This is a genomic window from Micromonospora sp. WMMD737, assembly GCF_049179055.1.
Lineage (GTDB): Bacteria > Actinomycetota > Actinomycetes > Mycobacteriales > Micromonosporaceae > Micromonospora > Micromonospora reichwaldensis.
This window is the reverse complement of the sequence record NZ_JBMHMH010000001.1, coordinates 6,765,444-6,777,732: the sequence shown is the minus strand read 5'-3', so window position 1 is coordinate 6,777,732 and position 12,289 is coordinate 6,765,444. Positions and strand designations below refer to the sequence as shown.

Here is a 12,289-nt window from a genome sequence, read left to right as displayed (position 1 = left end):
GGGTCTCGCTTGCTCAGAGCCCTTCATGGAGTGCTGCGACCTCGCGGTCCGACATGGCTCCCGCGTAAACCTTGATCTGATCGAGGTTCCCCGCGAGATGTCCCCATGTCGTGTGGCCGGCTCCGACATAGAACGGCTCAGAGGAGACGGCGCCGTCGACACCCGTCGCCACCTGTTGCTGTCGCACCCCGTTGAGGTAGAGGCGGACCTCTCCCGCACTCGCATCGAACACACCGACGACATGTGTCCACTCACCGGGTCTGGTCTGCTCCAGCGAGTCTGCCCACGCTGCCGACCACACCGGTGCACCCGTCGCGGACGGTGTCAGCACAGAGAAGGCCCACCTGTTGCTCGCCGCCACATAGAGCGCGACCGAGCCTTCATCGAGTTGGTTCCTTCCCTGCCGCACGACAACCTGTTCCTTGCCGTTGAGGGAATCGATGCGGACCCAGGCCGACACGGTCAGGGACTGGCCCGTGTTGACGACGGGTCCACTCGCAGCGGCGTAACCGGTCTTGGTGGTTGCCGCGCCGTAGCCGTCGGGCTGCGGGTGGTTCAGCCAGAGGGAGTCGTTGTCGTCGTACGCGTCGCCGGTGAAGCCGACGTTCTGTCCGTCGGAGTACGGGTCGGTGCATCCGTGAAGATCCAGCGACTGACCCCAGTAGCTTGAACTCACCGGAGATGCGCAGCCCGACGAAAGTCCTCCGCTGAAGTCCCAGTTCGCCACCTGCACCGGCGCCAGGATCCCGGGTATCGCGTGCGTACCCGCCTCGGCGCTGACGTCGGTGCCTCTCAGGTCGTCGATGGTTAGCGCGCGGTTCCAGAAACGAACATCGGTGAGGCCACCCCTCCAATGCGTGGTCATGTAGGGAACTCCACCAGGCACCTTGTACTGCGCAGCCCCGACGACCAGTGAACCCGCCCCTGTCCACCCGGCCGCAGTGCGCACGGCGAAGCCTGCGAGATTCCCGTTGACGTAGAGCTCCACCTGTCCGGTGGCCGCGTCGAAGGAACCCGCGAGGTGGGTCCACTTGCCGACCTGCCGAGGGGCGACGGAGACCGAGGACACGACGTGCAGCCAGCCGGGACCCTGGTCAGAGTCGGCATCGGGAAGACTGAAGGACCACTTCGGCTCGCCGTTGTGGACGCGATAGCCAAGGTAGAAGGCACTCAGGCTGGCACCGGACTTGCTGACCGCCGTCCAAGTGCTGGTGGGGAGATCCGGGTCCCCGTCACTCGGATCCGCGTCTGCCATCCGCACCCATGCCGAGACACTGAACGACTTGCTCGTATCAAGCGCAACGCCGCTGGTGGAGAGGTACGAGTTGGCGGCGAATGCCGGGGTCGACTCGTTGTGGATCCGGCTGTTGGCCGCCCAGCTCACGGTGCCACTGGGCGTCAGTTGCACCTGGTTGATCACGTCGGAGAAATTGTGGCCGTCGATGGTGTCGAGTGGCCAGTGCGCGACCGGCGCGGAGGGGCCGTTCACCAGGAACCGGTGTCCCGTGATGTCACTGCGCTTGCTGGCACTGTCGACGCTGTAGACCTCCAGCACGTTGTAGCCGAATCGCCGCGGCGTCAGGGTCACCGTGTACGACGCGCCGGCGGCCACGGTCACCGTCGTCAGCGGGGTCGTCTGCCCGGCCCAGCCGTACACGTACTTCACGGCGTCCTGCGAGCCGGCGACGAAGGTGAAGGACCCCGAGACTCCGGGTCCGCCGTGGGCAGTGCCGTCGTCCGGGTACGCCGTCGAGGTCACCGTCGGGGGCAGCGGCTTGGAGACGTCCACCGTGAAGCTGCACCAGGCCGTCCAATCCGAGTACTGGCCCGCCCTGTCCCTGGTCTGCACCTGCCACTCGTACGTCTTGCCCTCCGAGCCGGCCCCGAGGCTGATGACGCCGGACTCGCCGTAGTTGTTGCCCGGCTTGGTCTGCCCCGTCTTCGCCGTGACCGTCGTGGTGCCCTTCAGCCGGTACTGGAAGTAGCCCACCAGGCTGTCCGTGGCGCCGTCCGCGTCGCCGTAGAACGCCTTGAGCACCGGCGAGGCGGTGCCGATCGTCGCGCCGCACGCCTGGCCGGACGTGGTCAGGCCGGTCGGCACGGCCGGCTTGGAGTTGTAGGTGACCTCGAGCCACGCCTTGCTGGTGTAGAACTTCTTCCACCGGCTCTCGAAGTCCTCCCCCACCCCGGACGGATTGCACGCGCACAGGCCCACTGTGTAAACGGACCATGCGTTGGTGGCGGCGTGCTGGAGGTCCGACACCACGGTGGTGCTGGAGAACTCCGCGTCGTCGTCGGGCTGGATCGTCCCGCAGCCGCCCGCCTCGTTCGCGTTGCCCTCCCACGAGTCGAGGTAGGTGGCCGGCAGCGGCCGGGTGGTCCAGGCCATCCGGCCGCCGCTCGCCACCGTGATGGCGTTCGTCCGGTAGGCGTAGACCCAGGTCGGATCGCAGGAGTACGAGTGGTCGAGCGTGACCCGGATCGTCCCGCCCAGGATCTGCTTGCCCTTGAGGCCGGACACGTTGAAGTCGTAGTAGGAGCGGTAGCGCTCCCCGTTGCCGCCCTCGGGGTACGGCTGGCGTCCCACCCGGGCCACGGTGGTGTCGTTGTTCTCGCCGTTGCTGGTGGAGTACGCCCACTTCGTCCGCAGCTTCTCGAACTCCGGATCGATGTAGATCGGGTAGGTGAGCCCAGGATCGGCCATCAGTGCGGCGTCGGGGGTGACGGTGAACTGGGTGCCCGACGCGGCGACGCGCACCTTCGCGCTTCGCGAGGTCACCGCCGGTTCGGTGGCGGTGGCCCGTTCGCCCGGCGGGGTCTTCAGCCGTGCTGCCGCCACAGCCGGCAGCACCTCGCCAGCCCGGGCCGGGTCGTCGGAGGAGTCCCACATCCGCGCCGGCGCCGAGGTGGCGACGGTGACCCCTGCGGCGGTCACCAACCGCATGGCACCATCGGCGGCCTGGGCGATCCTCATGTCCCCGCCGGTGCGGTAGCGCAACGCCTTGATCGCCGGCTGTGCGGCGGCCTCGGGGGTGAGCACCTCCACCACGTGCGTGTAACCCTCGGCGGTCGCCGTGACGTGCAGGTTGACGTCCTTCAGCACGGACGGGTACGTGGCGGTGGGGCCGTTCACCTGAGGCTTCGGCAACGGTCCCAGCGGCCAGCCGAGGGTGAAGGTCGACCCGGCCTCCCGCCACGTCACGAGCGGCCCCGTGCCGCCGGTGGAGAACGACACGTCGGCCAGGGTCGCGCTCGGAACCAACCTGTCGCCCCGCTGACGCAGGCCGGGGTCGATGGCCGCCCAGGAGCCGTCCGCGCGGCGTACCCGCTGGGGCGCGACCGCCGCGACCAGCTTGCGGACGCCGTCCGGGGCGACGGTGACGTGCGCGTACTCCGTGCGCTCGCTGAGCGCCTCGACCGGCCGGCCGCAGGCCGCCGCCAGCCTGGCTGCCGCCGCCTCGTTCGGCGCCTCGGCGCTGCCACATTCCCGCTGGGGCGCCGGAGCGGGTGCGGCGACGGCTGGCGGAGCCACCACGAGCCCGCCGCCCGAGACGCCGACACTGACGGACGTCAGCCAGATGAAGGCACGACGCTTCCACGACACGACCACGAGGTCCCCCGAATCACCCGCACAATAGCGAGCGAACTTTAGAGATCCTCTGCCCGACGAGTAAATACCCGACTACAAACTGCCGCCACCAAAGCCTCAGGCCCGGACAAAGACCCACCCCTGGTAGCCGTAGGTAATCCCCTACCCGGTGGAAGACCCCCTACGCTGGTCAGTCGTCGACGTACGGACAGTGCCGGCAGCCGCGCCCGCAGCAGGTGCCGCGCCGGGCCAGGAAACCCGCGCTGAGCACGAAGAGACCGGTGGCCGGGTCGAGGTAGCCGGCCTCGCCTGCGGTCAGGGCGGCGGCGTGCGCGGCCAGGATCCGCTCCCGGTCCGGGTGCTCCGCCGGCAGCCGGGACGGGTGCGGCTCGGTCAGCGGCCGGTCCGCCAGCGGTCGTCGCTCTCCGGTCACCGGCGCAGTCTAGAGACCCGCTCGTCGGCGCCTGCCCGGGGCGAGGCGCCGGTCCACCGCCGGATCCCGCAGGTCGCGGCGCTGCGAATGGCCGACGCGACACGGTGGGCGCAGCGCGGCGCGCCGGCCGGCGTGGGATCGGATAACCAGTGGCGTCGATCCGGGCGGGGCCGGGAGGCTGACCGGATGGACCACGGACGGGCCGGGCGCCCGCGAACCGCGTCGGATCCCCCGGGGTCGGCGGCCTCCCCACGGCGGTCACCGACCCGCGTTGGGGATCCGACGTGACGCAGCAGGCCGCCAGGCCCGTCGGAGGTGCCGCCCCGAAACGGCCCTCGCTGCTGCGCACCCGCAACTTCGGGCTGCTCCTGGCCGGGCAGACGGTCAGCGAGCTGGGCAACCGGGTCTCCAACGTGGCGGTGCCGCTGCTCGCCGTCGGCACGCTCGACGCCAGTGTCTTACAGGTCTCGCTGCTGACGGCGCTCGCCTGGCTGCCGTACCTGGTCTTCTCCCTGCCCGCCGGGATCCTCGCCGACCGGGTCGACCAGCGGCGGCTGATGGTCGCCTGCGACCTGGGCCGCGCGGCGTTGCTGCTGTCGGTGCCGGTGGTCGCCCTGGCCGACCTGCTCACCCTCGGTTTCCTGTACGCGGTGGTCGGGCTCTCCGGCGTGCTCACCGTCCTGTTCACCGTGGCCCACAAGAGCATGCTGCCGAGGCTGGTGCCGCCGGACCGGCTCGTGGACGCCAACGCGAAGCTCACCGTCAGCCAGGATTCCGCCGAGCTCATCGGTCCGACGGTCGGCGGCGTGCTCGTCGGGCTCGTCGGCGCCGCGAGGACCTTCGTCGTCACCGGCCTCGCCTTCGCCGTGAGCGGGTTGACCCTGCTGCTGATCCGGCAGGCCCCGGGCGAGCCCGTGCCCCGGCGCGACCGGGTGCCGCTGCGGGTGGAGATGACCGAAGGGCTGGGCTTCATCCGCCGCCAGCCGATCCTGCGCAGCATCCTCGCCTGCACCACCGCCTCGAACTTCTTCGTCATGGCGTCCGGCTCCATCGAGGTGGTCTTCCTCCTCAAGGAGCTGCACGCCACGCCGGCGCTGGTCGGGCTGGTCTTCTCGGTCAGCGCGGTGGGCGGCCTGGTGGTCGGCGCGTTCGCCGGCCGGTTGACCGCGTGGCTCGGCTCGGCCCGGGTGATCTGGGTGGCGATGGCCGCCCCGGGTCCGCTCTACCTGCTCATGCCCCTGGCTCGGCCCGGCTGGGGGATGCTGCTCTACGGCATCGGCCTGGCCGCGTTCTCCGCCAACGCGGTGCTCTACAACGTGGCCACCCTCACGTACCGGCAGCGGATCACGCCGCCCGCCCTGCTGGGCCGGGTGAACGCGGCGTTCCTCTGGGTCTGTTTCGGCGTGATCCCGCTCGGCGCGCTCACCGGCGGCACGCTCGCCAGCCAGCTCGGGCTGCGGCCGGCGCTGTGGATCTGCGTCCTCGGCACGTGGAGCGCCGCGCTCTTCGTCGTCCTCTCCCCGCTGCGGCGGATGCGGGACATGCCGGCGGCCTGACCGGTCGATGCCAGCCCTGGCTCCGGGCGGAACCCGACGCCGGCCGATCGGGCCGCACGCTGCGCCGGGTGGCCCCGGGCACCGGGCCGTCCCCGGTACGCACGGAAGCACGTTGGCTTTCCGCTCCGCCCGGCCTATGGTGGCTGCATGTGTTCGACCGGTCAGCAGATCAGCACCGCCGTCGTGGTGACGGCGGCGCCCGCTGCTGCCTGCCGGTGTGCCCTCCGGGTGAACGTGGCGACCCGGGTGGTGCGATCCGCGGTCGCGCCGTCGTGCGCCGGCTCGGTCGCCTCCCGACTGCCGAGCCCCGCCGGACGTGGCCCTCCGTGAACCGATTGCAACTTCTGCGAACGGCCACCAGGGCGAAGCTATCCAGCTTCGGCCCTTTTTCTTTTTCCCGAGGAGCTACGCCATGACCACACCCACCCAGTCCAGCGAGCAGAAGTGGCTCGACGACCTGCGTACGACGCTGACCAACGACTTCGAGGCGCAGACCGTGCGGCTCACGCAGCTGACCGCCGACACCGGTGACCCGGGCGAGGCGCACACCCAGAGCGCGCTGATCGCCGCCACCCGGCGGAGCATCGAGCAGGTCAGCGGGGCGCTGCGCCGCCTCGCCGAGGGCCGCTACGGCATCTGCGAGCGCTGCTCCGCCGCGATCCCCCGGGAGCGCCTGGAAGTGCTGCCGCACGCCCGCTTCTGCGTGCCCTGCCAGCAGAAGCAGCAGTGACGTACGCGGGCTGCCGTGCCCGGTGCACGGCACGGCAGCCCGTCGGGTCACCCGAACCAGGTCATCGCCTGCCCGTGCGGGCTCGTCCAGGCCAGTGGCCGGCCGTCCAGCGCGAGCACGTTGTACAGCGCCTCGTCCGGCGGCTCCGGCAACGCGTCGTGGGGCAGCACGTCCGGGGACTCGTTGGAGATCCAGTGGCCGGGCAGTCCGCGTACCACCTGGGCGAACGCCTCCCGGCGCGGCGCCGGCACCTGGTAGAGCACGCTGGTGTGGAACACGACAAGCGTCGCGCCGGCCGGCGCCAACGCGGCCAGCGCGGGCAGGTCGTCCATCATGTCGCCGCGCACGAGCAGCGGCGGGTCGGACGCGGCGACGGCCGCGGCGGCCCGCAGCCGGGCGCGACGGTGCGTGTGCTCCGGCCAGATGAGGGCGTCGAGCCAGGCCACGTCCGCCGGCTCGGTCACCCGCAGCGGATTCAGGTCCAGGCCGGCCCGCCACACCACCTCCGGTAGCCGCTCCGGCGGGGCCAGTCCGGTGGCCGCGCAACCGAGGACCGGTTCGCCCGCGCCGAGCGCGTGGTCGCCGTAGCGGTAGGCGTACCGGTCGGGGTAGAGGCAGAGCCCGGCGGACGCGCCGACCTCCAGCAACGCCAGCGGCTGCGGCAACGCGGCGAGCACGGGCAGCAGCACGGCACACCGCCCGGGCTCGTTCGTCTGGGTCGCGCGGGTGCGCAGTTCCGCCTCGATCGCCGGCCAGTTCGCCAGCGCGAAGTCGCGGAAGGCCGCCGGGTCGTCGACCGGCCCGCCGAGCAGTCGTACGACGCCGAACAGCAGGTTCGGCTGCCGCCTGGCCGGCGGCAGCGCGGCGAGCAGGGCCAGCAGTTCGTCGTCGCGGGAGACAGCGAGGGACAGGCGCTCGTACGCGGGCGACACGCCGCGCGCCTCCCGGGTGGCGAACTCGACGTACGTCTGGTGGGTCGTCATGTACCGATGGTCGCCGATGTCCACGAACCGAGCGGGGCGGGCCGGCAGATACCCGCCGACCCGCCCCGCTCGGTTCGTACGTCAGCTGCAGCCGCTGGTGGAGCCGCAGCCCTCGCACACGTAGCAGCTACCGGCCGGGCGCATCTTCGTACCGCAGGTGAAGCAGAGCGGCGCGTCGGCGGCCTTGCCGATCACGGTCTCCAGCAGTTCGGTGCTGGAACCCACGGACGGCGCCGGCTTGGCGGCGGCGACGTCGGCGGTCTCCTGCGCCGGCTGGGCGACCGGGCCGGTCTTCGGCTCGGTCGGCGCCTCGACCGGGGCGGAGGCGGCCATCGCGGTGAGGTCCGCACCGCTCGCCTCCGCCTCCGCCTCGGCCCGGAGCTGGGCGGCCCGCTCGCTGGCGGTGAAGATGCCCAGCTCCGCGCGGCGCTCGTACGGCAGGAAGTCCAGCGCCAGGCGACGGAAGATGTAGTCCATCACCGAGGCGGCCATCCGCACGTCCGGGTCGTCGGTCATGCCGGCCGGCTCGAAGCGCATGTTGGTGAACTTGCTGACGTACGTCTCCAGTGGGACGCCGTACTGGAGACCGATGGAGATGGCCACCGAGAAGGCGTCCATCACGCCGGCCAGGGTCGAGCCCTGCTTCGACATCTTGAGGAAGACCTCGCCGAGGCCGTCGTCCGGGTAGGACGAGGCGGTGAGGTAGCCCTCGGCGCCGCCGACGGAGAAGCTGACCGTCTGGGACGGGCGCTTCTTCGGCAGCCGCTTGCGCACCGGGCGGTACTCGACGACCTTCTCGACGACCTTCTCCACCTCGGCGGCCGGGACCTCCGTGGTCGCGGCGGCCTTGTTCGGCTTGGCGACCGACAGGGGCTGGCCGACCTTGCAGTTGTCGCGGTAGATCGCCAGCGCCTTGAGGCCGAGCTTCCAGCCCTCGAAGTAGATCTTCTCGACGTCCTCGACGGTGGCCTGCTCCGGCATGTTGACCGTCTTGGAGATGGCGCCGGAGATGAACGGCTGGACGGCCGCCATCATCCGCACGTGGCCCATCGGGGCGATGGACCGCTCGCCCATCGCGCAGTCGAAGACCGGGTAGTGCTCCGGCTTGAGGCCGGGGGCGTCGACCACGTGGCCGTGGTCGGCGATGTGCTCGACGATCGCCTCGACCTGCTCCTCGGGGTAGCCCAGGCTGCGCAGGGCGCGCGGCACGGTCTGGTTGACGATCTGCATCGAGCCGCCGCCGACCAGCTTCTTGAACTTGACCAGCGCCAGGTCCGGCTCCACGCCGGTGGTGTCGCAGTCCATCATCAGGCCGATGGTGCCGGTCGGCGCGAGCACGCTGGCCTGGGAGTTGCGCCAGCCGAACTTGTCACCGATCTTGTTGCCCTGGGTCCACTGCTTCGTCGCCTCGCGGACGAGCGCGGTGGCCACGGTGCCCGAGGGCTTGATCTCGTCGTTGGCGGCGGCGTGCTTGCGCATGACCCGCTTGTGCGGCTCGGCGTTGCGGGCGTAGCCGTCGTACGCGCCGACGACGCCGGCCAGCTCGGCCGAGCGGCGGTACGCGGTGCCGGTCATCAGCGAGGTGATCGCCGCGGCGACCGAGCGGCCCTGCTCCGAGTCGTAGGGCAGGCCGGAAGCCATCAGCAGGGCGCCCAGGTTGGCGTAGCCGATGCCGAGCTGCCGGTAGGCGCGGGTGGTCTCGCCGATCTTCTCGGTAGGGAAGTCGGCGAAGCAGATCGAGATGTCCATCGCGGTGATGACGAACTCGACGGACCGGACGAACTTCTCCACCTCGAAGCCGCCGTCGGCGCGGAGGAACTTCATCAGGTTGAGCGAGGCCAGGTTGCACGAGGAGTTGTCCAGGTGCAGGTACTCCGAGCACGGGTTCGACGCGGTGATCCGCCCGGTCTCCGGGCAGGTGTGCCAGTCGTTGATGGTGTCGTCGTACTGCAGGCCGGGGTCGGCGCACTCCCAGGCGGCGTGGGAGATGGTGCGGAACAGGTTCTTGGCGTCGATGGTCTCGATGACCGCGCCGTCGAGCCGGCCGCGCAGGTCGAAGCCGCCGCCGTTCTCCACGGCGGTCATGAACTCGTCGGAGACCCGGACGGAGTTGTTGGCGTTCTGGTACTGCACGCTGACGATGTCGGCGCCGCCGAGGTCCATGTCGAACCCGGCGTCGCGCAGCGCGCGGATCTTGTCCTCCTCGCGCGCCTTGGTGACCACGAACTCCTGGATGTCCGGGTGGTCCACGTCGAGGATGACCATCTTCGCCGCGCGCCGGGTGGCGCCGCCGGACTTGATGGTGCCGGCGGAGGCGTCCGCGCCGCGCATGAAGCTGACCGGGCCGGAGGCGTTGCCGCCGGAGGAGAGCAGCTCGCGCGAGGAGCGGATCCGGGACAGGTTGACGCCGGAGCCGGAGCCGCCCTTGAAGATCAGCCCCTCCTCCTTGTACCAGTCCAGGATGGAGTCCATCGAGTCGTCGACGGCCAGGATGAAGCAGGCGCTGACCTGCTGCGGCGAGGGCGTGCCGACGTTGAACCAGACGGGCGAGTTGAAGCTGAACACCTGGTGCAGCAGCATCCAGGTCAGCTCGTGGGCGAACATCTCGGCGTCGGCCGGGCCGGCGAAGTAGCCGTACTCCTCACCCGCCGTGCGGTAGGTGGTGACCACCCGGTCGATCAGCTGCCGCAGCGACCACTCCCGCTCCGGGGTGCCCACGGCGCCCCGGAAGTACTTGGTGGTCACGATGTTCGCCGCGTTGACGCTCCACGACTCCGGGAACTCGACGCCGCGCTGCTCGAAGTTGACCGAGCCGTCCCGCCAGTTGGTCATGACGATGTCGCGACGCTCCCAGGCGACCTCGTCGTAGGGGTGCACCCCCTCGGTCGTCCAGACCCGCTCGATCTTGAGCCCCGCGCCGGCCTTGTTGCGTGCCCTGCTGGTTGTCACACCGTCCCCCGACATCTCATCCGCCCCCTCGTCCGCACGGCCAACCGCCGCCCGATCCGACTGTCAACAAACTGCGAAGAATTCAACTGGTACGGCCGGCGGCCTCTGCCGCGTCGGCCCCGGCGCCCTCCCGGGCGCGCGCGGCGGCTCGCAGCGTCTCGATCTCGCGCTCGAAGTCGGCGAGCGAGTCGAACGACCGGTAGACGCTGGCGAACCGCATGTAGGCGACCTCGTCCAGGTCCCGTAGCGGACCCAGGATGGCCAGCCCCACCTCGTGGCTGGGGATCTCGGCGGCCCCCTTGGCCCGGACGGTCTCCTCGACCTTCTGCGCGAGCAGCGCGAGCGAGTCGTCGTCCACGGGCCGGCCCTGGCACGCCTTGCGCACCCCGCCGACGATCTTCGTACGACTGAACGGCTCGGTCACCCCGCTGCGCTTGACGACCGCGAGGACCGCCTCCTCGACGGTGGTGAACCGCTTGCCGCACTCCGGGCAGGATCGCCGCCGGCGGATCAACTGGCCGTCGTCGGCCTCCCGCGAGTCGACCACCCGGGAGTCGGCGTGCCGGCAGTACGGACACCGCATCGCACCCGACCTCCTTCGTCGATCGCGGGTCCGCCGACCGCTCGCCGGGCACGCGTCAGCGCGACGGAGCCATCTGTCGATGGTCTTCGCCGTGTCGACGGTGCCGGAGTGCGGTGGGTAGTCGAACCCAACCTGTAGGCGACTTACGCCCGTGTGACTACTACATCTAGGGGTTGACCGTAGGCCGCTGCGGATCGGAGGTCAAGTTGGCCGGCGTGTCCGGCGCGTCACCCGACTCCCGGGTCGACCGGCACCGCCGCCCGCCGCAGGACCAACCGTCCGACGCCCCCGCGGGTTACCGGTCCGGCCGGTGCGAAACGGCCGACGATCGGACGAAAGTCGAACACCCGTTCGACCCGGCGTACCATTTATCAGAACACGAGTACGAGCGGAGCGGTTTTTCACCCCGACACGCCGAGCAAGGTCGTACAGATGTTTGAAAATGACCGATCTCACCTATACGGTCTTGAACAACCGGGCGCGGAATCCTCCGTCCACCGGCTACTCGCACCACCGCAGACATCAGCACCACCGCACGCACCACGAGCCGCCAAGGCACCCAGCGCCGACCAGGGAGGACGGACGTGACCGAGGATCGGGCCAGCCGGCCGAAGAGCCCGCAGCAGATCACCGAGGCGGGACCGCCGGCCACCCGACGCCGGGGCGCCGCGCGCAGCCGGACCGGGCAGCCCGCCGTGCGCCCGGTCACCCCGGTGGTCAGCGCCTTCCCCGACCCCGCGACGGTGGACCTCACCGCCCGGCAACGCCGGATCCTGGAGTTCATCCGCACCTGGGTCGAGCGGCACGGCTACCCGCCGAGCGTGCGCGAGATCGGCGAGGCCGTCGGCCTGGTCTCGCCGTCCAGCGTCGCCTACCAGCTCAAGGAGCTGGAGAAGAAGGGCTTCCTGCGCCGCGACCCCAACCGGCCGCGCGCCGTGGACGTCCGGGCGCCCGCCGAGGTCGACGACGAACTGGCCCGCTCGCAGCGTCCCGCCCCGGCCTACGTGCCGATGCTGGGCCGGATCGCGGCCGGTGGCCCGATCCTGGCCGAGCAGGCCGTGGAGGACATCTTCCCCCTCCCCCGCGAGCTGGTGGGTGAGGGCGAGGTCTTCATGCTCCAGGTCAAGGGCGACTCGATGCTGGACGCGGCGATCTGCGACGGCGACTGGGTCGTGGTCCGGCAGCAGCCGACCGCCGAGGCCGGCGACATCGTCGCCGCCATGCTCGACGGCGAGGCGACCGTCAAGACCTACCGCCGCCGCGACGGGCACGTCTGGCTCATGCCGCAGAACCCGGCCTTCGATCCGATCCCCGGCGACGACGCCACGATCATGGGCCGGGTCGTCGCGGTGCTGCGCCGCATCTGATCCGCCACCACGCCGGGTGGCCGCCGTCGGCGGCCACCCGGGCACCGTGCCGCTCAGCTGCGGGTCCTGAGCGTCCGTTGCCGTCTCCGGCAGGCCCAG

At 70.8% G+C, this 12,289-nt stretch carries 8 protein-coding genes; 3 read left to right on the top strand and 5 right to left on the bottom strand.

The window, feature by feature from the left end; genetic code table 11:
* Positions 1-13: 13 nt before the first annotated feature.
* Together ACN27A_RS30045 and ACN27A_RS30040 are read right to left on the bottom strand one after the other, a co-directional pair.
* A complete protein-coding gene (locus ACN27A_RS30045) occupies positions 14-3,604 on the bottom strand; it encodes a LamG-like jellyroll fold domain-containing protein (RefSeq protein WP_421457875.1) in 3,591 nt (1,196 codons plus the stop codon).
* A gap of 175 nt (positions 3,605-3,779) precedes the next feature.
* Positions 3,780-4,022, bottom strand: a complete 243-nt coding sequence (locus tag ACN27A_RS30040; RefSeq protein ID WP_421457874.1) for a DUF5522 domain-containing protein — start codon at positions 4,020-4,022, stop codon at positions 3,780-3,782.
* Positions 4,023-4,306: 284 nt separating this feature from the next.
* Here ACN27A_RS30040 and ACN27A_RS30035 point away from each other — a divergent pair, with 284 nt between their 5' ends.
* Positions 4,307-5,578: an MFS transporter gene (locus ACN27A_RS30035; RefSeq protein WP_421457873.1), complete on the top strand. Its 1,272-nt coding sequence runs from the start codon at positions 4,307-4,309 to the stop codon at positions 5,576-5,578.
* A 412-nt stretch (positions 5,579-5,990) separates the two neighbouring features.
* The gene (locus ACN27A_RS30030) at positions 5,991-6,308 is read left to right on the top strand and encodes a TraR/DksA family transcriptional regulator (RefSeq protein WP_151452426.1); all 318 of its coding nucleotides are present in this window, start codon (positions 5,991-5,993) and stop codon (positions 6,306-6,308) included.
* 47 nt (positions 6,309-6,355) lie between these two features.
* On the opposite strand, the gene ACN27A_RS30025 is transcribed toward ACN27A_RS30030, so the two are convergent.
* The 3 genes from ACN27A_RS30025 to nrdR all read right to left on the bottom strand — a co-directional run bounded on the left by ACN27A_RS30025 (position 6,356) and on the right by nrdR (position 10,823).
* Positions 6,356-7,291 (bottom strand): DUF2332 domain-containing protein, encoded by a 936-nt coding sequence (locus ACN27A_RS30025; RefSeq protein WP_421457872.1) that lies wholly within the window; start codon positions 7,289-7,291, stop codon positions 6,356-6,358.
* 81 nt (positions 7,292-7,372) lie between these two features.
* Positions 7,373-10,255 (bottom strand): vitamin B12-dependent ribonucleotide reductase, encoded by a 2,883-nt coding sequence (locus tag ACN27A_RS30020; protein WP_421457871.1) that lies wholly within the window; start codon positions 10,253-10,255, stop codon positions 7,373-7,375.
* A 67-nt stretch (positions 10,256-10,322) separates the two neighbouring features.
* Positions 10,323-10,823, bottom strand: coding sequence for a transcriptional regulator NrdR (gene nrdR, locus ACN27A_RS30015; protein WP_132232964.1), 501 nt, complete (start codon positions 10,821-10,823; stop codon positions 10,323-10,325).
* 584 nt (positions 10,824-11,407) lie between these two features.
* Between nrdR and lexA the strand changes: the two genes are divergently transcribed.
* Positions 11,408-12,190 carry a transcriptional repressor LexA gene (lexA, locus tag ACN27A_RS30010; protein ID WP_132232962.1) on the top strand — a complete coding sequence of 261 codons (783 nt, stop codon included), beginning with the start codon at positions 11,408-11,410 and terminating at the stop codon, positions 12,188-12,190.
* Positions 12,191-12,289 lie beyond the last annotated feature (99 nt).